The sequence below is a fragment of the Paenibacillus sp. FSL R7-277 genome (assembly GCF_000517965.1).
Classification (GTDB): Bacteria; Bacillota; Bacilli; order Paenibacillales; family Paenibacillaceae; genus Paenibacillus_AQ; species Paenibacillus_AQ silagei.
The window spans coordinates 122,544-147,897 of the sequence record NZ_ASPX01000115.1 but is presented as its reverse complement, the minus strand read 5'-3'; the positions used below and the strand labels follow the sequence as shown (position 1 = coordinate 147,897).

The following is a 25,354-nucleotide window of genomic DNA, read 5'->3' as shown; positions in this document are numbered from 1 at the left end:
CCTGATTAGAACCGCTGTTAGCGGTAGAAATTCAAACACAAAGGCGGACGCTATCGCTCCTACAGTTCCAAATTTCCCCTCCGTTCCTTTTCGCTCTTCATTAAGTTCTCCAGTGTTATGTTTATTTAATAATCATAACGCCCCAAGCACCAAGCGTAAGTTCCTCATCCTGTATCACCGGATTGCCGGACAGCAGTTCCGTTCCGGCTTCGTACGGATATTTAAAGCTGAGCGGCTGGGCTGAGTAGTTGTAGTAGTAACGGATGGTCTGGCCCTGGCGGTTCACGCCGGACTTCACGATGAGCGGGAACGACAGCTGCTGGTCTGCTCCCCATAACCCGGCCAGCTGGAGCGTATCACGCAGGATCTCCGCAAGTGCGGCAGGTCCGGTCATACAACCGATGTAGGTGGCTGTTCCTTCGCCGAAGGTATTCCGGGTGACGGCAGCATATTCGCCCCACTGGGGATGATCGTAGCTGGCCAGCACCTCCGCTGAACCGGGAACGATCATCTCCATCCAGGTGCGGACGGTGTGAACGCCTGCTTCCGATCCCTCAGGGGACAGCTTGCCGGTAAGTCCCGTAACCGCATTCGGCGTGGCAAAATGACTGTAAGCAATCCCGCAGGCCTCATGTATGATCCCTGGCTGTGCCGTATGACGAACCTTCACCTGTTCATCGGTGAATCCGCTCTTGAAGGAAAAGACCACATGGCCGCCGCTGCGGACGTAGTCATTCAATTGCTGAAGCGCCTCATCCGAGACAGCGTACAGCGCAGGAACCACAACCAGCTCATACTCGCTGAGGCGAGGGCTGCCCGGCTGCACGAAATCGCAGGCGATGTTCATTTTATAGAGCTCATCGTACATCCAGCGAACCACATCATTATAGATCAAACCGCCGGGCAGCTTGAACCATTCAATCGCCGACAGCGCTTCATTGCTGACCATAACGGCCACCTTACTGGTCTTCTTCAGTCCGATTAACTGGTCGCTTAACCGCTTGAAGTCCGCGCCGATAGTCATAGCTTCCTTATACACCGGGTTAGGCAGGAAGTCATGGCTGAGCAGCCCCTTCCAGTAGGTCTCGAAGGAGTTATGAATCGAATGCCAATGCCAGTAAGCGACCATCGAAGCCCCTGAGCCCAGATGGCTGAATGCCAGCTGCCGCAGCTGTCCCGGATATGGCGTCCACTCCGGGAACGCTTGCGCCTGCGTCTCCAGCACGAAGTAATTATCCTGCTTCAGCGAGCGGATCAGATCTCCCCCGAAGGCAATCTCTGCACCTGTGAGCTGGTCCTGGGACGGGTGATAAATATCTGTACCGGCAATGTCAAAAGGCTGCGAAGCCGCAAAGTGGTCTACCGAAGGCTGAACACCGAAGGAATAGCCCCGCCATTCGAAATCGAAATTATGCGTGGTGAACTGCCCCGGCTGCTTATACTCATTCACAATTCCGACCTGCCACGCCAGGAACTCATTCACCAGCCCCCGCTGGAACCGGGCAAATTCCGCACCCAGGCTGCCATTGATCGTCCCCACCATAGACGGGAAGTCCTCCCAGCTGTCGATCCGGTTACTCCAATAATCCAGACCGAACTGGTGGTTGATGGCTTCGAGCGTTCCGTAGGTCTCCCTCATGTATTTGACGAATCTAAGCTGGACGTTCGGTCCGGCCGTCTCATAATGCTTGGTCTCATTATCGATCTGGTAGCCGATCACCGCCGGATGCTTATGTACCACAGCCATCAGCTTGCGGATGATCCGCTCCGAGTAGAACAGATACGCCGGACTGGTGATATCCATAATCTGTCTGGCACCATATTTGCCTTCCCCGTTCACGGTGACCGCCAGCACCTCCGGGTGCTCCTTGACCATCCAGGCCGGAACCGCATAGGTAGGTGTTCCTACAATGACATGAATTCCGGCCTCATGCATCGCATCCAGCACTCTACGTACAGAGGAGAAGTCGAATACCCCATTCTGCGGCTCATGTGTGCTCCAGGTCGATTCGGCAATCCGGACGGTATTAATGCCCGCATCCTTCATCATTTGGATGTCCTGCGTAAGACGGTCATAAGGCATGTATTCATCATAATAAGCAACGCCATATAACAAGTGATCCATTATAGTCCTCCTGAAAGTTTTGATAGCATATACATCCTGAATTCTCTTCGCAAAACTGGCTTCGGAAGCATACGCTTAGAGTTTGGTCCGCTTTAAGATCAGCCTTTTACTGCGCCCGCTGTCACGCCCTTGGTAATCTGTTCGTTGAAGATGGCGTAGATGACAATGGCCGGGATCGAGGTCAGCACCATGACCGCAAATTGTGAGCCGTAGTCTGAGGAATACTGGCCGGCGAAGTTCATGACCGAGAAGGGCAGCGTCTTCAGCGCATCCTTACTCAGGAAGGTTGATGCCATAATGAATTCATTCCAGCAGTTCAGGAACGTTGTGACGATGACCGTAACCAGTGCAGGCGCGGTAAGCGGTGCAATGATCTGGAAGACAATCCGGTAAATATTCGCACCGTCTACCACAGCGGACTCTTCCATTGCTCTAGGAATGCTGCGCATGAAGCCGGTCAGGATGAAGGTTCCCAGCGGTACAGACACTGCGGTGTATGGCAGGATCAGCCCGAGATAGGAATTCGTCAAGCCCAGCGCCTTGAAGATGGCAAAGTTAGGCAACAGGGTCGCATGAATCGGAATCATAATCCCCAGCAGGATAATGGTGAAGAAGACTGAGCGCAGCTTCCACTGCATCCGGGTAAAGGCATAGCCGAGCGTAAGGGACAGAATAACCGTTAACAGGATGGTCACTGAGGTCACGAAGGCGCTGTTAATGAAGTAGCGCAGGAATTTGCCGTCCACCCAGGCATTGATATAGTTCTGCCACTGGGGGTCACTCGGCCATTTCAGGACGCTGGAGGAGTAGAATTCATTGCTGCTGAGGAATGAGAAATCTACCAGCCAGATGAGCGGGAACAGCTGAACCAGGGCGACGATCAGGAAGAACACCCATAGTATGGTTTTTGTGCTTTTTGTCATGGTGATTCCTCCTTAGAATTCCGTCGCATCACTGCGGGTCAGTTTGTTGCTGAGATAGGTGGCAAGCAGGCAGACAATGATGAACAGAATCGAGATGGCGTTGGCATAACCATATTGGCTGGCCGAGAACGCCTTGTTATAGAGATACACGGCCAGGAATTGGGTGGAATCGCCGGGACCGCCGTTAGTGGTCAGGAACACGGTCTCCATCTGTTTCAAGGCGGTAATCATAGCCAAAGTAATCTGCACCGTAATAACCGGTGACAGCAGCGGAACGGTAATCCGCCAGTGCAATCGGAAGCCGGAAGCTCCGTCCAGTGAAGCGGCTTCATACATATCATCGGGAATGCCTTTGAGTCCTGCATAATAGAACAGCAATCCCCAGCCGAAGCCGGCCCAGATCAGGATGAATAACATGGAGACGAGCGCAGTGCTGCTGTCCCCCAGCCAAGCGTGCTTAAGGAAGCCGAGTCCCAGGGAATCAAGCATTTTGTTGAAGGCGCCGAAGGTCGGGTCAAGCAGGGATAACCACATTTTGGAGATAACGACTACAGAAATGACACATGGGATGAAGAAAATCGTTCTGAACCACTTCTCTGCCTTACCGCCCAGGCGGTCCAGCATAATGGCAAAAAAGATGGCAATCGGATGTTGGATCAGGATAAAGCCCAAACCGAGCAGTACGGCATTTCTAAGTGCCAGCCAGAACCTGGAATCGTGAAACAGCAGCTCTGTATAGTTGGCGAATCCGATGAATGCCGAGGGTGTTCCCGGAGACAAAGTGTCTCTGAACGAGTAATATGCGCTGAGCACAATTGGCACAAGAAAGGTCAGGGCGAACAGGAGAATCCCCGGAAAGACGAACAGAAAGATTGCCATTTTGTTGTTAAATACTTTTTGCATGGAACTCCAACTCCATCCTTAAGATTAGAGAGGGGCAAGAATGCTTCCCGCCCCGTCTCCTTTCATTCTCTATAGTGGTGATCTGTTATTGTGTTTCCGCAGCCTTTTGAAGATCGGCCAGCAGCTGTTCAGGTGTTGACCCGCCAGCGAAGAACTTGCCGAAGGCATTCTGTGCATCATCCTTGAACTTAGGTGTACCGGAGTCAAGGGCGATAGAACCCGCTGTGCTGGTAGCCCCTGTCAGAACTTCAGTCAGTTGCTTCTGCAGCTCGCTCTCTTTGCCGGTAAGCTCATATTTCTGTGCCGGTACAGCCGCTCCGGTATCCCATACAATCTTGGCCCATTGATCGGCAGACATCATATAATCGAAGAACTTCTTGGCTTCTTCAGGATGCTTCGAGCTGCTCACCAGTGAATATCCTCCGCCGTTCCAGGCCAAAAGATCGGTGTCCTTGCCTTTGCCGCCTTCGACAACCGGGAATTTCAGTACATTCACATTGTTGCGGAAGTCTTCCGGCAGCTTGTCATTCGTTGCCATCCCTGCTTCCCAGGAGCCCATATACCACATAGCAGCCCGGCCTTGCGTGAACAGGTTCTGGGAAGCGCCGTAGTCCGCTGTCATGAACGATTCCTGGAACAGCTTGGTGTCTCTGGCCTGGGCCAGCAGCTCAGCAGCTTTGGTGAAATTCTCATCGCCAGTGAAATTCTTCTTCTTCGCTACCGCATCCAGCATCAGGTTCTGATCGCCGGTGAGGCGTACGACAAGATCCTGGAAGAAGGCCGCAAAGCTCCACAGGTCCTTACCGTTCATCGACATCGGCTCAATGCCTTTGGCGCGGAACTGCTTGCCCGCTTCCAACAGCTCGGCATAAGTGGTAGGAATCTTGATGCCGTTGTCATCGAACAGCTTTTTGTTATAATAGATCACTTCATAGTCACTGTTGCGGGGCAAGCCGTAGAGCTTGTCGTTAAAGGTGAATGATTTGTAGACGCCCGGCAGGAATTTGTAGGTGTCCCCTTCGTATTCTGCAGGGTTCAGCTCTTTCACATAGCCGGCTTGTACCAGCGTATTCAGCTCTGCTCCGCCGTGAACCATGGTCACATCCAGCGCTTCGTTGGAGGCCATATACGCCTTCAGCTTGTTTTTAAACGGCTCCTCGGCGAGGGTCTCGATATCGATCTTGACATTGGGGTTCGCTTTGATATAGTTGTCGATTACCATTTGCTCTGCCAGCCCCTGGCCGGATTTACGGTCGGGAAGGTTCGAGAACAGACGCAGCGTTACTTCCTTGTCCGCAGAGCCGGTTGTACCGCCGTTCGTGCTGCTGCCTGCATTATTGTTCTTGTCATTGCCGCCTCCGCATGCGCTAAGCACCGAGACTGCCGCAAGGACCGTAACCAGCAGTATATTACGTGTGGATTTTGAATTCATAACCATGTCAATTCCCCCTATTTGTTATTGATCGTGGGTTGCTTTCTTTGTTTCTGAACACATCGTACCAGAGCACTAGAGTCAGGGTCAGTAGAGAAAAAGAGAGTAATGTTGAAAATTGTCGACTTCGCTTGTCAGCTCCCTTGTGTATATTCGGCATTGCGCATAAGATAAAAATCAAAAAGGTTAGTGATCCTGTGCTGCGCTACTACTTGAATATGAACCTGCGATACAAGATAACGATTCTGATCTTCCTGCTGATCACCGGGGTGGCCTGCACACTGGGCGCATACTCCTATAAGATCTCCAAGCAGCAGATTATCAATAAGGTGAGCAATTCCAACCAGAGTGTGCTCAAGCAGATCGACAGTAATCTCGCCCGTATGCAAAAGACATTAGCCGACTGGGTCACGGTATTCAGCCTCGCTCCAGTCGTTCAGGACACTCTGAGGAGCAATACCCCGGATTCGGCGAAGATCGAGAACCAGCTCTATAACGGACCCACCGCGTCGATCATGAACCAGATGCTGGTGACCGGAAGCTTCGACTATCTGGCTCTGTACGGCAGCTTGTCCGAGCCGCTGTTTCAGGTTGCCACCGATGACAGCAGCGGTGCGTATAGTTTGAGCAAAATTACCTCAAATGATACTTATAAACAGACCGTTGCCTTAAACGGTGCCTCCTACTGGTTCCCGCTGACAGAAGCGAATAATGTATTCATTCAGAGTAACCGTAATGACAAGCTCGGCATGACCCGGATTATCCGCGATATTGTGAACGGGAACCGGATCGGCTTTGTGTTCGTCGGCATTAATCTGGAGACCATCCGCAGAACCTATCTGACGAATCTGTATGACAAGGATCACGGCATCCTCATTCTGAGTGAACGGGGCACACAGCTGCTGTCGGCAGGCAAAGAGACCTATAGTCCCGAAGCCATAGACTTCGTAATGAAGCAGGCCAAAGCAGGCATTCTCTCCGGCAACACCATCGTCAGCCTGGAAGGCAAGGATACGCTGCTGAATTACAACATCAACGAGGATGGCTGGATCACCCTGTACAGTGTTCCGCTCCGTTCGTTGACCCAAGAGCTTAATTCCATCAAATCGGCAGTGCTTGTGATGGTATTAGCCAGCCTGGTGCTGAGCATTCCTCTGCTGATGTTCTTCTCCTCCTTCCTGACAGCGCCGATCAAGACGCTGCTGCTGTCGATGCGGCGCTTCCAGAACGGGCAGTTCGAGGAGAAGGTGGAGATCAAATATTGGGATGAGATCGGCCAGCTGAGCCGGGGCTACAATAATATGGTCGGCAACATCAAGGCGCTGGTGGACGATGCCTATCTGCTGAAGCTAAAGGAGCAGGAAGCGGAGCTGAAGGCTCTGCAATCGCAGATCAACCCCCATTTTCTGTACAACATGCTCGACACGATCTTCTGGGAAGCGGAGGCGGCAGGACAGGACAAGATCAGCGAGATGGTGATCAACCTCTCCCGGCTGTTCCGGTTAAGTCTGAACCAGGGCAAGAGCTTCACCAGCGTAGCCAAGGAAAAAGAGCTGATTGAGCTGTATCTGTCGCTCCAGAAGATGCGGTTCCAGGAATCGCTCGAGTATGTGATCGACATTCCTGAGGAGCTGTACGCCTATGTCATCCTGAAGCTCAGCCTTCAGCCGTTCATTGAGAACGCGCTGATCCACGGCATTGAACGCAAGCGCGGCGGCGGACGGGTAAGCATCAGCGGACAACGCCGCGGAGAGAAGCTGATCTTCGTGATTGAGGATAACGGGAGCGGCATGAGCGAGGAGACGCTGCAAAAGATTCTCAGCATGCCTGATGAGACGGATGTCTACACGGCCCGGGATGTCGGTGGCTATGCGGTGCAGAATGTCCAGGCACGGCTGAAGCATTTTTATAAAGGTGACTATGCCTTGAACTATTCCAGTGTCCCCGGAGAAGGCACGCGGGTGGAGATCGTAGTTCCGGTGATTGTAACTGACATGCAAGAATAGACGAAGCCGGAGCGAATAAACAATACGAATACAGATTGGAGGGGATGTCCCTTGTATAATATGATTATTGTTGATGATGAGGAGCGGGCGCGGGTAGGCATAAAGACCCTGATTGACTGGTATTCGCACGGCATCCATATTGCAGGCGAAGCCAGAGACGGCCTGGAGGCACTTGAACTCTTGGATACTTATGCCGTCGATATCATGCTAACAGATATCCGGATGCCGCAAATGGACGGCCTGGAGTTAATCAAGGTTGTCTCCGAGAAATACCCCAGCGTCAAATCGGTCATTATGAGCGGATACGATGATTTCGCCTATGCCCAGCAAGCCATTAGATCCGGGGTCAGCAACTATCTGCTGAAGCCGAGCCGCCGGCAGGAGATTCTGAGCACGGTTCTGGCCATCACGGAGCAGATTCAATCGGAGAAGCTGGAGATTACCACGCTTGAGCATCTGCGGCAAGGGTTCCGGGAGAGTCTGCCCCTGCTGAAGGAAAAGACGTTAAGCCAGCTCATTCTCACCGAGAGTCCCGCGTATTCCCGGCTGCTGGCTAATCTGAAGATGAACCAGCTGGTTTTCCCCTATTTGCTGTACGGCATCATTCTGCTGCGCATCGACAATTTCCAGCTGCTGCATGAGAAGTATATGCATGAGGATACGGAGCTGCTGAAGTACGGGCTGAAGAATATTTGCGAGGAGTCGCTGCCGGAGACTGTGCTATGCGTTGCCTTCGAGCATCAGGACGATATTGTGCTAATCCTCAATATGGACGAGCTGCCGGATCAGGAGGAATTAAGCGGTTATATCCGGGTTATTCAGGAGAATATCGCCAGCTTCCTGAAGTTCACCGTGTCCGCCGGAATCGGAAGTATCGACAAGAATATTGAGCATCTGCGCCACTCCTTCGTGGAGGCTTGCCAGGCCCTGAATACAACCAACTACACCGGCATCGCAAAAATCGTGGAGTACAGTGGCGAATTCGATGCCGAGTCCTCTCAATCCTCCTATCCCCTGCATGAGGAGCAGGAGGTGCTGAAGGCGGTACGCGGCGGTTCTCCCGGGGACATCGCCGATAAGCTCACGCTGTTCAATGTAGCCCTGCAGCCCGAGACGGTGTCCAGGGACCAGGTGATCAAGTCGAGCTTCGCGCTGTTCTTCGCCCTGTATAAATTATGCATCGAAAACAATGTCAACGTGAACAAGGTGTTCGGACAGAATCTGACCGAGCTGATCCATGTCCTGTCCCGCTCCAGTCTGGATAATCTGTTCCAGTCGCTGCTGGAGACGGCCCAGCGGGTCAGTGAGCATCTGACGTCCAAGAAGAACAGCAACAAGCTGCTGGAAGCGGCCAAGAGCTATATCGGCGAGCACTTCATGAAGGATATCAACCGTGAGATTGTCGCCAGGGAAATCTATATCACGCCCGGCTATTTAAGCCTGCTGTTCAAGCAGCAGCTTAAGATCAGCTTCATCGATTATCTGCATAAGGTCCGCATCGAGCATGCCTGCCAGCTGTTCAAAGATCCCGGCATGCGGATCGAGGACATCGCTCTGCAGTCCGGTTATAATGATACGAAATATTTCTATCAGGTGTTCAAAAAGTATAAAGGACTCACGCCCAATCAGTTCCGCAGCAATACGGAGTAAACGCATCCTGAAGGTTTGCCGTGTCCCGATTAAGGTACCATCGATAAGCGCTAGCCAAATGTGTTCGGTTTTCCGCATACATTTGGTCCATGAGCATAGAAGGCCAGCAGCCTTTCCAACCGGAGAGACTGCTGGCCTTCTTGCATGATGACGCTAAGAAGCCGATGCTGAACTATTAACCAGACTACTGCGCTATTTACCAGAATGCTGTCCTATTGCACCGGAATGCTAATCTCTGTTCCGCCAGAGGTGAGCACTGTAATACGATCTCCGGCGAATTTGACCTTAAGCAAGACTTCAGGGGTCTGCTCCAGAACCAGGCCGGGGGTGCCTCCCCCATCCACTGGCGGATTCGCCGAAGGATCGCCATATACCGCAGAAGCCAGCCAATGCACCCCAGGCTCAAGCGAAGCGGTCAGGGTAGGCAGCACTGTCCGGGGACGAAGCAGGTTCGTATTCGCATTGGGCCAGATCAGCTCGGCCTTCGAGTAGCCTGTCAGCCCCTTGATGCCGCTCGTACCCCATGCTGTAGCTGCCGCTGCGCCGATTCCGCTGAGCTGCTGTGTAGGCTCCGCTTCCTGGCCCAGCGCGAATCCGCCCTCGGCGGCATCCAGCGCCCGCCCTGTCTCCAGCCGGTGAATGCGGATATGCCAGGGCAGGCCCGCGATGATCCAGGTCCGTACCTCGACGTCAGCCCATGGCTTCCAGACCGACCGCAGGACGTTGTCCGTAATCTCTGATTCCAGATTCCGGCGCCGTACCCGGTAGAGGTTATCTCCTCTTTCGCTTAGCGCAAGCATAGAATCATAGGCGCCCTGTGACAATCCCCATTCCGAACGGGGAACGCTGAACCCGAAGCCTGTAGAATAGACGAATTTCTCGTATTTGGCTGAGGTATGCGTATGCTCATTGGTAGATAGATGCCCGCTGTTGAAGGCGGCCACATGACCGGAAGCCGGCTCGCGCACCAGGACGAGATGCGACGGATGTTGCACACTCACCGCCGGAAGCTCCGGCAGCGGCAGCTCTGGTTCGCTCCAGAATGGATGCTCTTCGCCGAGAGCGAGCGGCAGGAAGGTCTTCAGCGCCCAGTAGGGCGAACCGGGAGCATTATAATTCTCTGCCATGACCAGATTCGGATACATGTATCCGATGGTCAGCACGCCGGCTGCATCGAAGATAGGCTGGCGGAACCACCAGCGCAGGTTGCGCAGGACGATGCCTTTGACCACACCGGCAGAGAAGCCTTCCACCTCTGCATACGCCAAGGCGCTCCAGAAGGCAGACTGGGCGAACCGGTACGCCAGACTGCGGCCATAGGGAAGCGCAGCGCCGTCCGGGGCGAACCAGCCCATGAATTCAGCCGCGAACAGCCGGGCGCGTTCTTTGAACAGACGGGAACGCTCCGGGTCTTCCCGTTCCATCAGCTTCGCATACAGCAGCGAATAGTAATGGATGGCGAAGGGCCCGTAATAATCACAGTGTCCGTTAACACCATCACTATACCAGCCTTCTCCCAGATAGAACGCATCCATCCGTGCCAGATTTCTCTCCAGCTGCACTGCATCATAGGGCCGTCCTACTGTACGGAAGCCGACATTCACTAACACATTGAAGAACAGCCAGTTACAGTCATAGCAGGGACGGGAATTGATCTGGTTCAACCAATTGTAGAGATGCTCCTGCTCCTGCGGAGCAAGCGGGGACCAGATGTGCTCCGGGATTGCTGCAAGCGCAAAGCCGAAGGCAGCCATCTCCACCAGCCGCTGGTCAAAGTCCCGTACATCGCCCCAATATTCCTCATGGGACGGATCGGTGCCGTGCCGGATGCCATCCAGCACAGTGGGCCATAGCTCATTGTTCCCGCCTCCGGCAAGCAGCGGAATCAGTCCCCAGAGTACCCGGGAGAAGCCCTCCATTCCGGCGGTGGCTGACGGATAACTTGCTCCGGTAATCCCAATCTCAAGTCTGGCGCAGCCTCTGCTATAGAGCGGCCGAAGCGGCTCTGTGAGCTGGTCAAGGGCAGCCAGCAGGTCGTCCCGGGTCTTCAGCGGATTGCTCTGAATCGCCAGATTGCCCGTCCCCGAATCGCCTGTTCCCGGATTTTCAACCAGCGGAGTCCTCTTATTGTTCGTCATTATCATACTCCCCCTACTCCCAATAGAACGGGCCTGCTCCCTTGATCCGGGCCAGTGACTCGACATAGAAGAAATCCCCGTAGATCAGCGGCACATCAATGTTCCGGTCCTCAGGATAGTTGCTGGTGCCGTGAAGAAGCAGCCCCTGTTCGCCGGGATGGTCCCAAGTTCCGTAATTACGGTAGAGAGATTCCGTAATTCTAAGCGCCCCGTTCCGGTAGATATAAGCCTCTGATTCTTCCACCAGCCCGGCCAGCAGCAGCAGACCGCTTGCCGCGCAGGAACCGGCTGAAGTATCACGGATCTCCCCGACATCGCCGGGAGCGCGGAAATCCCAATGCGGCACCTGATCCTCCGGCAGCCGGGTCAGGAAGAAATGCGCAACCTGCTTGGACGCATGCAGGTAGCTCAGCTTGCCGGTATGATGATAGGCCAGCGCCAGTCCGTAGAGCGCCCAAGCCGCCCCGCGCGACCAGGCCGATTCCGGCGCATAGCCCTGTCCGCCCAGCTTCTCTGCCACTTCGCCCGTCTCCGGGTTGAAGTTGACAATATGATAGACGGAGCCGTCCGGCCGGATGAAATGCTCCAGCACCGTATCCATATGCGCCTCCGCGATATGCCGGTAACGCGGGTCTCCGGTGACTTCGGAGGCCCAGAACAGCAGGCTGGTGTTCATGCTGCAGTCAATAATGGCGACCCCGCTGTTGTCCTCGCCTTCTCTCCAGGGATTCCAGGCCCGGATATAGCGGCCCTTCAGGTTGAAGCGGGCGGCAAGATAGTTGGCGGCCTTCAGCCCGCGGACCCGTGATTCTTCACTGCCCGTCAGCTTGTAATTGGCGACGCTGGTCAGCAGCCACATGAAGCCAAGGTCATGATCCAGCTTCACGTAGCCGTCCAGCACCTCATCCAGCCGCTCTTCGCAGCGCTCGGCTACTGCCTTCAGGCTCTCATCGCCGCTCTCGGCATAGAGCTGCCAGAGCATGCCCGGCCAGAAGCCGGCGGTCCACCAGCTTGGTACCTCCAGAACATACTTTCCGCCTTGACTGGCATGCGGGAACTCCGCCCCGATGCTGATACTGTTCGTTCTCGTCTTCTCCAGTGCCTTACTCCAAGCCTCATCTACCCAAGCCTGATCTATGGTTCTGTTCATTTGAATCCCGCCTTTGTGTGAATGATATAGCCGTGCAGTGCGTCTTACATAAATTCAAAAGTAAACACCAATACGCCATCTGCTCCGGGCTGGAGAACCTGGAAGTCCAGAGTATGCCACACCGTGTCCTGGCCATAGTGATCCTGGTACACATGTGCGGTAATCTCCGGCCGGACGATCTGCGGATCGTAGATCACCTGAACGCCGTGGCCTTCGGCACCCGGTAGCAGTACTCGCCCTGTACCCGTCAACTCCGGTCTGCGCCACGTTACGAACCGTTCCGTCCAGCTTGCCGGAGTTCCGTCATACCGGTAAGTATCTGTCAGCTCCAGACGGGGCAGCTCCTCCTTATGCCAGACCAGCGAACGGACCAGGGATTGCAGTCCGGCTACCGGGTACGCCCGGGCCAGCTCCAGCGTCAGCTCATCCTTCGCCTGCGCCGCCGATGCATGCAGCACCGTTGCCTGGAACTCCCGTCCTGCCCCCTGGTACTGGCCGTCAATAATCGGCACGCTGTGGCCCTGCGACCCGTTGCAGTCATAGCCGTAACGGCCGGCACCGAAATAGTCCGCCGTGTACTCTCCGCTGCCCAGATCAGCCGCGAAGATCTCCCCCCGGCCGCTCAGAATGAATTGGCCCAGGTCATTATGGTTATGCGGCTCGTCGTTGTGGCCGCCCTTGGCCGCGAAGCCGAAGGCGCCCGCCCCAGAGACATGCCGCGATACGAGCCAAGCGGCATCAGGCAGATAGCTGCTGCCCGCCTCCCAGGACTCCTCCTCCTGCCCGGCTCTTGTCCAGATCAGATTGCGCAGCGCCGGTGCGAAGCGGCTGCAGTGATCCTCCGTGAACGGGGCGCGCAGCGCAGACGGCGGGCGCAGGACATCCGGGTAGACGTCCGCCAGATAATGGGAAAGTCCCATATGCACGCGCACCCGGGGCACGGAATCGGAGAAATTGGCGACGTAACTGCCGTCAATGAAGCATTGCTGCTGGAAGCGGGCGATCTGTGCCACCTTTTCCTGCTTGAACCAATCCAGCCGGCCTCCGCTTCTTGCACGGAGCAGATCGCTGTAATAAGTGAAATAGCCTAACCCGTAATTCCAGTAGCCCAGCCCCTCCTGGCAGGCCCCGTCTGCCCCGAAGCCCTGCAGATAATAATTCATGCTGCTCTCTGTCTTCAGCAAGATTTCCGCCAGCATGTCCTTGTCCTTCACAAGGAGCAGTCCAGCCGCACCCACAGAGCCCGCACAGACCGCAGCCCAATTGTGAGTGGAGGTCTCCCAGAAATAAGGGCCATGCGCAAGGAACGGCTGGAAGATTCTATTCTCCACCTCACTGCGTATCCGGGAGCAGAGCAGCAGCGGGAGACGCTCCCCGACCAGCAGCAGACATTCACTTAAAGTAAAGCCTGTCTCGGCGGAGAACAGATCGATATGGCGGTTGATCTCAGCAGCCTCATGCTTCTCAGGAAGATGGGCGGGAACGCACCATGTGTACTCATCGCAGATCGCCCATAGAATATCTGTCAGTTGCTCCAGAGCTGCTGTGTTCTCCGGCTCCAGCAGACTTAGGAACACATACGTATTCAGCCTTCTTCTCCGTTCAAAATAAGGCCGCTCATACTCCAGTCTCGACCCCGTCTGCCGGAAAAGGGTAAACAGACTGTACGTCAGCAGCGGTATAGGCTGCCCTTCCAGCCTCCGTGCCTCTGCACGAATCTCACTGAGACTGGCTTGTAAGACTTCAGAAGATCCCGCCTCACTCCAAAAAGCGGCCGAATCCCCTTGCGGATAATATAAGCTGAGATCTGCCGGCTTCATGTTCTCTGCGATTGCCTTAAGTTCCTGTATGTTCATGCCTAAGCTCCCTCTCCTGTTCAGTCTGTCTGTATCCCTTATTCCAAAGCATGGTCCCGCATCACATTCTCGCCGTCCGCGATTCTCCGTGCCGTCCATTTCATATCCTCGCCCGACCAGAAGGGATCAGCAGGAAGCAAGCCCAGCGGCAGGAAAACAGCGGCGCACAGATACAGACTGCCTGTATTAATGTAGCTCTCGGCCAGCTCCGGCTGATAGCCGTAGATCCCCGGCTGCAGCCAGCCGTTCTCATCCAGCGTGCCCGGGTATTGCATAATCCGGTTAATGACTGCGGTCAAGGCGCAGCGCACCTGGGCCGGAGGCAGCGAGTCTTCCAGGAAATGCTGGAGCGCCGCCTGCGACAGCAGCTGAAATGCCCCGAACCGGTAGACAATCGAACGCCCGAGGAACGGATACGTTCCATCAGGGGCGATACTGCGCTCCAACACGGATGCATATCTCTGCGCCCGCTGCAGGACCAAGGGTCTAAGCCGGGCATACTCCTCATTCTCCTGTTCGAAAAGGGTAACCACATCCAACAGCATCGGCTGAATGACAAAGCTGTTGTAGTAATCCCAGTGGAAATCCTTCCCATCCCCGTAGACTCCGTCACCCTTGTACCAGTCCATGAACATGTGGACCGCGTAGCCCACCCGCATCCGGTCATAATCCGGGTCGCCCAGAGAATATAAGGCTGCTTCCACCATCGCACTGAACAGCAGCCAGTTGCTGCCGCTGGGGGCGGTCCGCCGCGTCTGCTTAAGCGCCACAATCAGATTGCCTTTGACCCGTGCGTCCAGCCGGGCTGTAACCGCTTTCGGTGCACGCACCAGCGCATGGGCCAGAAATGCGGCATCGACCAGCGGCTGGCCTTCGGTCTTGAATTCCATATAGTCAGGCGATTGTGGATCGACCGCCGCATCAATCGCTTCCAGCATCAGCCCGGCATAACGGGCTCTTAAGCGCTCCTCTTCACCCTCCAGTCCCTGAAGCTCCAGCCAGGGAGCTATTCCGCAGGCCAGCCGTGCAAAAGCCTCCAGATGCGCAAACTGACTGCGCCCGCTATGAAACTCCGCAGGTAACTGTTCTTTCAGTTTCCGCGCAGAGAGCGCCTCCAGGACCGGCGTTCCAATCCGCAGCATCGTATCCAGCCAGTATTTACGCTGTTCTATCCCACTCATCCCTAGTTCCACCCTCTCAGGTATTCTTCTTCTCTAGTGTATTGTGGTATTATAGCAATGTCTTTGCGAATAATGATGATTTATTGCGTATATTGTGATCAACAAGAAAGGGGCAGTAACGATGAAGCATGCCCGGTATTATGAATCGTTCGACGGCGATATTCTGGCCGGTATCGGCAATTCCCCGATCTCGCCGACGCGGGATTTCCATATCCATGACCACTATGAAATCTTCCTGTTCCTCGGCGGCAGCGTGAACGGCTTCGTGGACCAGTACAGCTATCCGCTGGTGCGCGGCGACGTCCTGTTATTCAACAATCATGAGATTCATAAAATCATCAACCGCTCCCCCGAGCCTTATGAGCGGCTGACCATTCATTTCAAAGCACCGCTGGTTTATCCGTTCTGTACGTCGACCACGAATCTGCTGGCTTGCTTCCAGAACCGCCAGCCCGGGGAGAATAACCTGGCCCGGATGGAGGAGCCGCTGCTCTCAGAATATACCGCCCTCTCCTCACAGCTGATTACAGCCCTGGAGCGCAAGCAGTACGGCAGCGAGGTGCTGGCCCTGACGTATCTGATTCAGATTCTGGTGCTGGTCAACGAGCTGTACAGCCGCACCCGTGCCGTAGTGCCTAGCATCATATCTTCCCATATTCAATCTGCCATGAGTTATATCGACAACCACCTGCACCTGAATCTGTCGCTGGGGCATATCGCCGGGGAGCTGAATCTGGATAAATATTATCTCAGCCATCTGTTCAAGCAGCAGACCGGAGGCACCATCTACCGTTATGTCCTGCTTAAAAAAATCGCGTTATCCAAGCAGCTTCTGTCCGCCGGCAACTCCGTGTCCGATACCTGCTACCTGTCCGGCTTCAACGATTATGCCAATTTCATCCGCACCTTCAAGAACATCACGGGCATTCCTCCAGGAAAATACGGCAAATAAAAACGGCACCGCCTATCCTCAGCGCTGCCGTAAAATGAACGATATAACTCGAAGCTTGGTCGTCACTGCGGCGAACATTTGGACTTCCGGCCGCTGCCCAATTTGGATTCCCTGATTAAAACCGCTCTTCGCGGTAGAAATCCAAATACAAAGGCGGTCGCTAACGCTCCTACAGTTCCAAATTCCCCCTCCGATTCTTTTTGCTTTTTGTTAGTTACCCCCGTTCCCCTCCCCTATACTCTGTAGGACTTACACCCATATATTCCTTGAACACCTTAGAGAAATAATGCTGGTCTGCAAAAGCCAGCGCCTCCGACAGCTCCTTCACCTTCAGCTCCGGCTTGGCTGCGATCAGCCGGCAGGCTTCAGTAATCTTAAGCTGCATGTAGTAATGCACAAAGGTCCGCTGCGAATGCCGCTTGAAGATCCGGCTGACATAGGACGGGCTGACATGAAACTGAAGCGCCACCTCTGTGATAGAGAGCTGGGAGTAGAGATGCTGCTGCAAATATTGCTCCAATTGCCGGAACAGCTCCTCGCTGCTCTTGGGCCGCGGCTGCCCGGGGGATACCAATCCCTCCGGCAATCCCTTCCTGCTGCCCCCCTGCTCCTCCAGATGGGCGACCAGCCGCTGCATCACCTCAGCCAGCTGTTCCCGCTCCACCGGCTTCAGCAGATAGTCGAATACCTGAAGGTTTAGCGCTTTGCGCGTATACTCGAAGTCGCTGTAGCCGCTGATCAGCACCGCCTTGAGCGCCGGATTCACCTGCCGGCACTGCCCGATCAGCGCCAGCCCGTCCAGCTTGGGCATGCGGATATCGGTCAGCAGGATATCCACCGGGTTGGCCTTGATGTACTCCAGTGCATCCAGTCCGTTCGACGCGGTGAAGGCAATCTGCACAGGCAGCTCCGTGGAGCGCATCAAAGCTTCGATATTCCGCAGAATCGGCTTGCTGTCCTCGGCAATGATAGCGGTATACATAGCGGTCCCTCCCCGGTTCTAGTAGAAGTCTTTACTCATAGATGCGATAATTTGGACCGTAGCGCCCTTTTCCCCGTCTAAGTGGTTGTAAATATTGAAGAATAGCCGGTTCCTGTACATCAGCTTCAGCCGGTTCACCGTATTCACAATCCCCATGTTGCCAATTCCCGTAGTATGATGCTGAAGTTCATAGACCCCTGAATCCGAGCTCTCAATGTTGTCCAGAATGTCCCTGATCCGGCCCGGCGCGAAGCCTTCCCCGTTATCCCGGATTTCGATGGCCCACAGGCCGTTATATACCTTCACCCGCACATCAATCCTCCAAGGAGGGTCCGTATTCTTAAAAGCATGCTCGATACAATTCTCCACGAATGGCTGAATCACCAGCCGGGGCAGCTCAATCCGCTCAAGCGCACCGTCCCCGTCAATCTCCCAATCCAGGTCGTCCTCGAAATTATGCTGAATCAGCGACAAATAGTGCCGGGTATGCTTCAGCTCCTCGGTCAAAGTGACATGCTGGTAAGGCGAAGATACAATATAGCGCAGGCTGTCCGAGAGATGCTTGCACATCTCAGTCACTACGCTATTCTTCCCTTCCTGGGCGGCAATACTGATCAGATACAGCACATTATGAATAAAATGCGGGGCGATCTGAGCCTGCAAGGCAGAATTCCGCGACTTCACTTCTTCGTGCAGCGCAAGCTTTTCCCGTTCTATGGATTCCTGTAACCGTTCCAGCAGCTCCTGAAAAGCGCTATTCAGTTGAATCAGCTCATTGTTGTGGGTATGGGGGCCCGCCTTCATATTCAAGTTGCTGTAGTTCATCCGCAGAATCTGGCTGCGCAGCTTGCGGATCGGAAGCAGCAGGTTCCGGGTCGAGAAGTAAATGAAGATGAACGAGAACAGAATCAGCGCGGTGATCAGCAGAATAGAGATATATTTCACCGAATTGACCGGGCCCAGCACCACATTCCTGGGGTTCACCACGTAGGTAGTCCAGCCCGTCTCAGCAGAGCGGTGATACGCCACATAGTTCTGGCCGCTGCTCAGATAGATTCCGTTAGCTGCTGTAGATTCAGAGGGAGACGCTGCGAATTCGGGGACCTTCTCCCCTTCACGTAGTGCCGGAGAGCTGGAGACCAGCCGCTGGTCCTGATCCATAATATAGACCTTGCCGCCCGCCAGTCCCGCAGCAGATCTGTTCAAGTACCGCTGGTCCAGTTGCACCGCCAGATAGCCGAACACCTGACCATTCTGGTTCCTGATCGCCCGCACAAAAGAGATGGCATCCGCCCCCTGCCGGTACAGCGCGTAACCGCTTGCATTCCAGGTCGGCAGGTTGCTGCTCTCTTCCAGAAACGGCCTGAGCGAAGCCGGGCTATCTGCGTATCCGATATAAGAGGTCACACGTTCCCCTGTCAGATCATAGATCATCATATCCTCAATGTTCAGACTCGGCCCCAGGGCCTGGAACATGATGTCTTTCAGCCTGCGGCTTCGGGTCAGCCCTTCAAGGGTAAGTTGTGAATAATCACTGGCAGACAGGAGCGTGAACACCTCTTTGTTCGACAGAATCCGCTGAGAGAGCTGGTTCTGGTTATTGATATACAGGTTCAGCTGATCGCTGACCTGGGCAGCAGCCAGCTTCATTTCGTTCTCCGTCTTGTCCTTGAGCGGCTGGATCACCATATAATTCACGTAGACCAGGAAGCAGCCCAGCACAATCAGCAGGAGCAGCATGAAGGTGAAGAAGAATTTCGTTTGCAGACTGGCCTGAACCCTGCTTCCGCGCAATTTCTGAACAATAGTAGCCAAGCCGAGCCCCCCTGAACCTTAGGATGCTGCCTACTTTACAACCAATCGGGCGAATTGACAAGCCGTCCCGGAGTTCAGAATATTACACAGAAAGAGTCAAGTACAAACATGTACCTTGCGCAGTCCTCATTCTATAATCAAAAATGTAAACGGATTCAATCCACAGAAAATTCACTATTGGGGGCGATCACATGAATAGCAAACTGAAAAAAATCGCAACAGGCGTACTGGCCGGTGTAATGACCTTAACGCTGGCGGCATGCGGGTCTGACAATTCAGGCTCCGGCAATGCTTCGGCTACCAACAGCGGCGGAAACGGAAACAGCGGTAGTGGCAGCAGCGGCGGCAAAAAGGTAACCATCGAGCTGGCCATCTCCAAAAGCTCGCAGGATTCGGCGTTTGTAGCCCAGGATGTGCTGGATGAATTCGAGCAGAAAACCAATATCAAGGTCAATCTTCAGCTGCTTCCGGCGGAGCAGACGGCCACCGTACTTCAGACCAAGCTGGCCGTTGACGAGGTGCCTGACCTGATTCAATACAATCTCGCCAGTGCCACCACCGATCTTAACCTGGAGCGGAACTTCGAGATTCTCGACAACGAGCCTTGGGTGAGCCGGCTGCTGAACAAGGACGTACTCTCCGCTTATGGCCATGTCTACAGCTTCCATTACAGCCAGGATACAGGCATGCAGGGAGTGGTCTACAACAAGGATATCTTCAAGGAGCTGGGGCTGAGCATTCCGAATACCTACGAGGAGTTCCTGGCGGTGTGTGAGAAAATCAAGGCCAGCGGCGTTACACCGGTCTTCATGCCGTTCAAGGATAACTGGGCGGCGAATATCTGGCCGGCTGCTGCTTTTGCCGACTGGGCGGCTAAGAATGAACCTTCCCTGTTCGATGACATCAATGCCGGCCGCAAGAAGTGGTCCGATGTTCCCGAGTTCGCCACCTTCCTGGAGCAGCAGTATGAGGTCTACAAGAAAGGCTATACCAACACCGACATTCTCAGCGACAGCTACGATATGGCGGTAGGCAAATTCCTGAACAAGGAAACGGCGATGATGTTCATGGGCGACTGGCTGATTGTGAACGTGGCCGAGAAAGACCCGAATGTGCATCTGGGCCTGTTCGCCATCCCGTCCTCTGAAGACGCAAGTCTTGGCGCAAGCCCGCTGGGCGGCCAGTTGTTCATTCCGAAGAAAGCCAAGCATATGGCGGAAGCGAAGCAGTTCCTGGAGTTCCTTGCCAGCAAGGAGGTCGCCCAGAAGATGGTGGACAGCCAAGGCTCCGTCTCCAACTTCAGCGATGTCACTACACCGAAGCTGCCGGATTACAAGCAGGAGATTGTCGATCAATACATCACACCTAAGAAGACTACACTGACCACCGATGCTTATATGATCGTGGACCGCAGCGAGCTGTACCGTCTGCTTCAGGATGAATTTGCCGGCGGCCTGGACGCCAAGGGCGTACTCAAAGCCTGGGATGAGAAATTCAGCCAGCTGATGAAGGACAAAGGGGTTGAAGGATTTTAAACCGATCTGACTAACCATACAACAGGCAGAATAAAGTCCGTCCGGGCTTTGTTCTGTCCCTGGCTATATAGGAGTGTGAAGAGATGAAAGTATCCAAGAGACTATACTCGTATTACCTGATCTGGCCTGCGCTATTGATCTATTCTGTCTTTTTCGTATTGCCCGCGCTTACCGGACTCTTCTATTCCTTCACCGACTGGCGGCTGGACCGAGAGAATATCCAGTTTATCGGCTGGGACAACTTTGAGCGTATCTTCACCGACAGAACCCTGCTGCTCGCCATTAAGAATACGGCCATCTTCGCCGTGGTCACCGTTATAGGCAAGAACCTGCTCGGGATCGCGCTGGCAGTCGGCTTGAACATGAAGCTAAAATCCAAAAATCTGCTGCGGGCTATTTTTTACTCTCCGTCGATCCTAAGCGTTTTGGTTATTAGCATTGTGTTCACGCCCATGCTGCGCTCCGACGGAACGATTAACCGTATCTTCGAAGCTGTGGGGCTGCCTTCGCTGAGCCAGGCCTGGCTGACCAATCCGGCTCTTGTCATCTGGACAGTTGCCTTCGTGTCCATCTGGCAGCATACCGGCTTCCAAATGGCGATCTACCTGGCCGGACTCCAGTCGATCTCCAAAGAGTATTATGAAGCCGCCACCATTGACGGCGCCGGTTCCTGGCGCAGCTTCCGCAGCATCACGATTCCGCTGCTGCTTCCTGCGATCAACATCAATCTGATGCTCACCCTGATTGGCGGCCTCAAGGTGTTCTCTGAGGTATTCGTCCTCACAGGCGGGGGGCCGGGCAATGCCTCCCAGGTAGTCGGCACGATCATCCTCCGCTCCTTCGGAGAAGGCAGCTGGGGGCTGGGAACCGCCGTTAATACCCTGCTGTTCGCTGCTGTAACCATCATCGCCATTCCCCTGCTGATCTTCATGCGGCGTAAGGAGGTATCGGAATAATGAGCTTTTCACGTAAAATGGCCTGGCGCAACTATCTGGTAGAAGGGTTCCTGATCCTGGCCTCCCTGCTGATTATCCTGCCACTGCTGATCATGCTGTTCGGCAGCTTCATGACAAGCGCCGAGGTGCTGAAGTTCTCCCTGCGGCTCCCGGAGAAGTGGAACTTCTCCAACTATACGACGGTCTTCCGTGAAGGGGGACTGGGGCGTGCGTTCCTGAACGGGATGCTGATTACCGGCGTCTCTTCCATTCTGAATATCTTCACCTCGTCCGCGGCCTCCTTCATTCTAGTGCGCCGGGAGACCAAGTGGTCGAATTTCCTGTACATGTTCTTCTTCATGGGCCTGATTGCGCCGATGTCCACGATTACCACGATCCGTGTCGTACAGTGGATGGGATTCTATGGCAGTATCACGAGCGTCATCCTGATCTATGCTTCGCTCAACACGGCGTTCAGCGTGTTTCTGTACAGCGGATTCATCCGGTCTATTCCGAAGGCGCTGGATGAGGTGGCTTTTCTGGAGGGGGCGAATACGTTTGATGTCTTCTTCAAGATTGTGACGCCGCTGATCGTCCCGGTTAACGCCACCGTAGCGATTATGGTCTTCATGTCTGTCTGGAACGACATTACCATTCCGCTCTATTTCCTGACGGACAGCTCGGACTGGACGATGCCGCTGTCGGTATACAATTTCTACGGCAAATACAGCCGGGACTGGAATTTGATCTTCGCGGATCTTGTGCTAACCTCGCTCCCTGTACTAATCCTGTATATCTTCTGCCAAAAGTACATTGTTAGCGGACTTACTGCGGGAGCGGTGAAGGGGTAATCTCTGCCCTTTTTGTGGCTTTCTAGGACTTTGGATCATTCAGGCCGGAGCATTCAGACATAACATACAGCAGACAACCTGATGAGGCATCCGGAAATAACCGGCGCGCCTGCCCATCCGGTTGTCCGTACGCCGGGCCCGGCGAGTCCACTAGCCAGAAAGACATGAAAGGGGTTTTCATTCGTGGATACGAATATGGTAAACCGCAGAAGAAATCTAGCATCAAATATTAATCCTTACGTGTTTGCGAGTTATGAACTTACCTACTATTTTGGCTATGTCGCTGTCATTGATCCTGTATACAATAAGGTCATCAAACGGATTCCAGTAGGCCTTAACCCTGGTCCTATGTGCCTGAATTCAAGTGAGGATAAGCTTTACGTAGTAAATTCGGGCCAGGATTCGGTCACTATCATTGATGCGTATACCTTTGACATTATCAAAACCGTTCACATTGGCTCTTCGTCCACCTATAGCGCTCCTGTTGCTATCTTCGCTGCTCCTAACGTGAACAAAGTCTATGTAGCCCATTCGGGTGACAAGGCCGTTACAATTATTGACTCCGTCACAGATACGGTTATTAAGCAAGAGGATTTGCCTAGCGGAAGCGGATACCCTTTTGCCTTTGCCGGTAAGGTGAACAGTCTCTTTGTCTTTGTTGCATGTAAGTCTAAAGATAATGATAAAGGCAATGTTGTCGCCATTTCCGTTGACGATGACACCGCCCATCCCGTTGGGGATGACATTGAGCTTGAATTTGACGGGACCCACAACCCCTTGACCGTATACCCAGGCGGAGTGGAGCTAGTCACACTTGGGCCGACTGGCATGTTGACTCATTTTGAACCACTTACAATTGGTCCCTCCAAAACTTCAAGTCTGCTGGACAATACGGTATCCGGGATCTATCTGGATAATGATATGTTATTTTGCACCTCGCGAGAAGATAGAGCCTATCTGAAAAAATTCAACAACTTGTTTATTGACCAGCAAGGAAACATTACCCATGATCATTTCACAGAGATTTCTAGCTACAAAGGCCAGGATAAAATCCGTGTTACAAGTGATCAAAGTACGATTTGCATCACCATTCAACCCACCACTTTCCCGACAGGTGGTCTGCAAATTTACGATGTAAACGCTGCTAGCTCACGGTTTGTTCCGCTCCCTTATGTCGGTGATTTAGCACTTTACGATTACATCATTGCCTATGTAGGACAACTGACTTCGATTCAACCGATTGATTTGGGAAATCCAAGTAATCCCATTCCTGCTATTCCGATTGGCACAAGTCCCTCAGACCGCGTCAACGTGAAGAACATTATTTCCGGTTATAGCAATCAATCCTTGTAATGCACATTTAGTATAAAAATTGAGCTGTCGCTTCAAGTCGAACTGGACTTGGGGGCAGCTCTTTTTTTTACCTTACTGGACATTAGGACTATTCGGGCCGGAGCATCCAGACATAACCTACAGCAGACAACCTGATGCGGCATCAAGGCACAGGACCGGTGCGTCTGCCCATCCGCTTGTCCGTCCGCCGGGCCCGGCGAGTCCACTAGCCAGATCTGCATGAAAGGGGATTTTATCTATGAATATGAATCGAACAGCAAACCGTAACCGAAATACACGGAGCGGCCTTTCTTATGTCTATGTGTCTTATGTAAGTATTAATAATAATGGATATGTCGCTGTTATTGATCCCACTACCGATCAGATCATCAAACGGATCTCGGCAGGCTATAATCCTACCGCTATGTGCTTGAGTCCCTCTGGAGATAAACTTTACGTGGCGGATGGCCTTGCGAATATGGTCTATGTCTATAGTACAGATACCTTTAACCTTATAGGTTCAGTTCCAGTTGACAACAAACCTGTTGCTATCCTCGTAGAGCCTAGCGGCAAAAAAGTCTATGTAGCCAACTATGGATATCCCTGCCTGACGATTTTTGATGCCATTACTCTTAGTTTCATTGGAAATCTTTATTCTGTAGACACGATGTCTTTCGCCATTTCGTGCAATGAGAATAGCCCTTACGTCTACGTTGCCTGCAACGAAATTCATCCAACAAGAGATTCTACTCTTGCCATTAGAATTATTAATAATGGACCTAATGTGGCGCTTGGCCCAGCAGGACCGGGCACTATACATGACTCGACCCGAAACTTCTTGACCGTTCACCCCAATGGACACACACTGGTCGAGCTTGGAAATATTGGAGCCCTTGATTTTCTTAGTCCTGATAATGGTTTAGTTGCAGCAGCACCGACTAGTTCGCTGGACAATACGGTATCCGGGATTTATCTGGACAACGGCTTGTTATTCTGCACGATGCGAGAAGAAAGGAACTTTTTGAAATTATTCAAGAACCTGGATATCGATGTGAATTCGAAAATCACCTATGATGATTACAAAGAAATCCCCAGTTACAAAGGTCAGGATAAAATTCGCACTTCGCTTACGCAAAAGTATATTGGCGTCACCATTCAAGCCACGGATCACCCGACGGGCGGGCTGCAAATCTACGATGTAGACCGTGCCACTTCCCGGTTTGTTGAGCTTACTTCCATTGGCGATCTTGCATTCTTCTCAGACACCAAAGCTTATGTGGGAGGATCTACCTCGGTTCAACCCATTGATCTGACCAGTGCAAGACCTCTAAATCCGATTACCATTGGGACAACGTACTTCAAAGTGAAGAATGTTATTTCCGGTTATAGCAATCAAACCTAAGGGTCATGTACGTTAACGTGGAGCTGTCTCTTCAAGTCGAAACTGACTAGAGGACAGCTCTTTTTTTGCCAGAAATGCATTGTTAGCGGACTTACGGCGGGAGGGGTGAAGAGGTAATCTCTGCCCTTTTTGTGGCTTTATTGGACAAATGGATTATTCGGGCCGGAGCATCCGGACATAACATAC

At 53.3% G+C, this 25,354-nt stretch carries 18 protein-coding genes; 8 read left to right on the top strand and 10 right to left on the bottom strand.

The window, feature by feature from the left end; genetic code table 11:
- Nucleotides 1–121: 121 nt before the first annotated feature.
- The 4 genes from C173_RS28590 to C173_RS28575 form a co-directional block, all read right to left on the bottom strand.
- A complete protein-coding gene (locus tag C173_RS28590) occupies nucleotides 122–2,125 on the bottom strand; it encodes a beta-galactosidase (protein ID WP_036731635.1) in 2,004 nt (667 codons plus the stop codon).
- A 98-nt stretch (nucleotides 2,126–2,223) separates the two neighbouring features.
- Nucleotides 2,224–3,048, bottom strand: coding sequence for a carbohydrate ABC transporter permease (locus tag C173_RS28585; protein ID WP_036731633.1), 825 nt, complete (start codon nucleotides 3,046–3,048; stop codon nucleotides 2,224–2,226).
- Nucleotides 3,049–3,060: 12 nt separating this feature from the next.
- The gene (locus C173_RS28580; RefSeq protein ID WP_036731631.1) at nucleotides 3,061–3,951 is read right to left on the bottom strand and encodes a carbohydrate ABC transporter permease; all 891 of its coding nucleotides are present in this window, start codon (nucleotides 3,949–3,951) and stop codon (nucleotides 3,061–3,063) included.
- Between the two features lie 85 nt (nucleotides 3,952–4,036).
- Nucleotides 4,037–5,389 (bottom strand): ABC transporter substrate-binding protein, encoded by a 1,353-nt coding sequence (locus tag C173_RS28575; protein WP_081751384.1) that lies wholly within the window; start codon nucleotides 5,387–5,389, stop codon nucleotides 4,037–4,039.
- Between the two features lie 212 nt (nucleotides 5,390–5,601).
- Between C173_RS28575 and C173_RS33190 the strand changes: the two genes are divergently transcribed.
- Nucleotides 5,602–7,389, top strand: a complete 1,788-nt coding sequence (locus C173_RS33190) for a sensor histidine kinase (protein WP_235192062.1) — start codon at nucleotides 5,602–5,604, stop codon at nucleotides 7,387–7,389.
- A 60-nt stretch (nucleotides 7,390–7,449) separates the two neighbouring features.
- Complete coding sequence (locus C173_RS28565; RefSeq protein ID WP_235192071.1) at nucleotides 7,450–9,039, top strand: response regulator; 1,590 nt, start codon at nucleotides 7,450–7,452, stop codon at nucleotides 9,037–9,039.
- Nucleotides 9,040–9,251: 212 nt separating this feature from the next.
- Here C173_RS28565 and C173_RS28560 read toward each other — a convergent pair whose 3' ends face one another.
- Genes C173_RS28560 through C173_RS28545 form a run of 4 tightly spaced genes read right to left on the bottom strand, consistent with a single transcriptional unit; the run spans nucleotide 9,252 to nucleotide 15,364 of the window.
- Nucleotides 9,252–11,177 (bottom strand): DUF2264 domain-containing protein, encoded by a 1,926-nt coding sequence (locus C173_RS28560; protein WP_081751383.1) that lies wholly within the window; start codon nucleotides 11,175–11,177, stop codon nucleotides 9,252–9,254.
- Nucleotides 11,178–11,190: 13 nt separating this feature from the next.
- Nucleotides 11,191–12,327 (bottom strand): glycoside hydrolase family 88 protein, encoded by a 1,137-nt coding sequence (locus C173_RS28555; RefSeq protein WP_036731627.1) that lies wholly within the window; start codon nucleotides 12,325–12,327, stop codon nucleotides 11,191–11,193.
- A gap of 44 nt (nucleotides 12,328–12,371) precedes the next feature.
- Nucleotides 12,372–14,183, bottom strand: a complete 1,812-nt coding sequence (locus tag C173_RS28550) for a heparinase II/III family protein (RefSeq protein WP_036731624.1) — start codon at nucleotides 14,181–14,183, stop codon at nucleotides 12,372–12,374.
- A gap of 38 nt (nucleotides 14,184–14,221) precedes the next feature.
- Nucleotides 14,222–15,364: a DUF2264 domain-containing protein gene (locus tag C173_RS28545; RefSeq protein ID WP_036731621.1), complete on the bottom strand. Its 1,143-nt coding sequence runs from the start codon at nucleotides 15,362–15,364 to the stop codon at nucleotides 14,222–14,224.
- A 94-nt stretch (nucleotides 15,365–15,458) separates the two neighbouring features.
- Between C173_RS28545 and C173_RS28540 the strand changes: the two genes are divergently transcribed.
- Nucleotides 15,459–16,316 (top strand): helix-turn-helix domain-containing protein, encoded by an 858-nt coding sequence (locus C173_RS28540; protein WP_235192061.1) that lies wholly within the window; start codon nucleotides 15,459–15,461, stop codon nucleotides 16,314–16,316.
- 214 nt (nucleotides 16,317–16,530) lie between these two features.
- On the opposite strand, the gene C173_RS28535 is transcribed toward C173_RS28540, so the two are convergent.
- On the bottom strand, nucleotides 16,531–17,298 hold the full coding sequence (locus C173_RS28535; RefSeq protein ID WP_036731619.1) for a response regulator transcription factor: 768 nt from the start codon (nucleotides 17,296–17,298) through the stop codon (nucleotides 16,531–16,533).
- Between the two features lie 18 nt (nucleotides 17,299–17,316).
- Complete coding sequence (locus C173_RS28530; RefSeq protein WP_235192060.1) at nucleotides 17,317–19,113, bottom strand: sensor histidine kinase; 1,797 nt, start codon at nucleotides 19,111–19,113, stop codon at nucleotides 17,317–17,319.
- A 191-nt stretch (nucleotides 19,114–19,304) separates the two neighbouring features.
- Between C173_RS28530 and C173_RS28525 the strand changes: the two genes are divergently transcribed.
- From C173_RS28525 to C173_RS28505, 5 genes are all read left to right on the top strand, one after another.
- Nucleotides 19,305–20,648, top strand: coding sequence for an ABC transporter substrate-binding protein (locus tag C173_RS28525; RefSeq protein ID WP_036731617.1), 1,344 nt, complete (start codon nucleotides 19,305–19,307; stop codon nucleotides 20,646–20,648).
- A gap of 83 nt (nucleotides 20,649–20,731) precedes the next feature.
- A complete protein-coding gene (locus tag C173_RS28520) occupies nucleotides 20,732–21,604 on the top strand; it encodes a carbohydrate ABC transporter permease (protein WP_036731615.1) in 873 nt (290 codons plus the stop codon).
- Nucleotides 21,604–22,434 carry a carbohydrate ABC transporter permease gene (locus C173_RS28515; protein WP_036731613.1) on the top strand — a complete coding sequence of 277 codons (831 nt, stop codon included), beginning with the start codon at nucleotides 21,604–21,606 and terminating at the stop codon, nucleotides 22,432–22,434. Before C173_RS28520 ends, C173_RS28515 begins: the two co-directional genes overlap by 1 nt.
- 183 nt (nucleotides 22,435–22,617) lie before the next feature.
- On the top strand, nucleotides 22,618–23,787 hold the full coding sequence (locus C173_RS28510) for a YncE family protein (protein WP_036731611.1): 1,170 nt from the start codon (nucleotides 22,618–22,620) through the stop codon (nucleotides 23,785–23,787).
- 238 nt (nucleotides 23,788–24,025) lie between these two features.
- Nucleotides 24,026–25,168: a YncE family protein gene (locus C173_RS28505; RefSeq protein ID WP_036731609.1), complete on the top strand. Its 1,143-nt coding sequence runs from the start codon at nucleotides 24,026–24,028 to the stop codon at nucleotides 25,166–25,168.
- Nucleotides 25,169–25,354: the final 186 nt, after the last annotated feature.

Coding starts and splice junctions, on each gene's coding strand:
- C173_RS28555 (WP_036731627.1), bottom strand. CDS start 12,327: ATGAACAGAACCATAGATCAGGCTTGGGTAGATGAGGCTTGGAGTAAG.
- C173_RS28560 (WP_081751383.1), bottom strand. CDS start 11,177: ATGACGAACAATAAGAGGACTCCGCTGGTTGAAAATCCGGGAACAGGC.
- C173_RS28505 (WP_036731609.1), top strand. CDS start 24,026: ATGAATATGAATCGAACAGCAAACCGTAACCGAAATACACGGAGCGGC.
- C173_RS28515 (WP_036731613.1), top strand. CDS start 21,604: ATGAGCTTTTCACGTAAAATGGCCTGGCGCAACTATCTGGTAGAAGGG.
- C173_RS28590 (WP_036731635.1), bottom strand. CDS start 2,125: ATGGATCACTTGTTATATGGCGTTGCTTATTATGATGAATACATGCCT.
- C173_RS28580 (WP_036731631.1), bottom strand. CDS start 3,951: ATGCAAAAAGTATTTAACAACAAAATGGCAATCTTTCTGTTCGTCTTT.
- C173_RS28585 (WP_036731633.1), bottom strand. CDS start 3,048: ATGACAAAAAGCACAAAAACCATACTATGGGTGTTCTTCCTGATCGTC.
- C173_RS28520 (WP_036731615.1), top strand. CDS start 20,732: ATGAAAGTATCCAAGAGACTATACTCGTATTACCTGATCTGGCCTGCG.
- C173_RS33190 (WP_235192062.1), top strand. CDS start 5,602: ATGAACCTGCGATACAAGATAACGATTCTGATCTTCCTGCTGATCACC.
- C173_RS28550 (WP_036731624.1), bottom strand. CDS start 14,183: ATGAACATACAGGAACTTAAGGCAATCGCAGAGAACATGAAGCCGGCA.
- C173_RS28525 (WP_036731617.1), top strand. CDS start 19,305: ATGAATAGCAAACTGAAAAAAATCGCAACAGGCGTACTGGCCGGTGTA.
- C173_RS28575 (WP_081751384.1), bottom strand. CDS start 5,389: ATGGTTATGAATTCAAAATCCACACGTAATATACTGCTGGTTACGGTC.
- C173_RS28545 (WP_036731621.1), bottom strand. CDS start 15,364: ATGAGTGGGATAGAACAGCGTAAATACTGGCTGGATACGATGCTGCGG.
- C173_RS28535 (WP_036731619.1), bottom strand. CDS start 17,298: ATGTATACCGCTATCATTGCCGAGGACAGCAAGCCGATTCTGCGGAAT.
- C173_RS28565 (WP_235192071.1), top strand. CDS start 7,450: ATGATTATTGTTGATGATGAGGAGCGGGCGCGGGTAGGCATAAAGACC.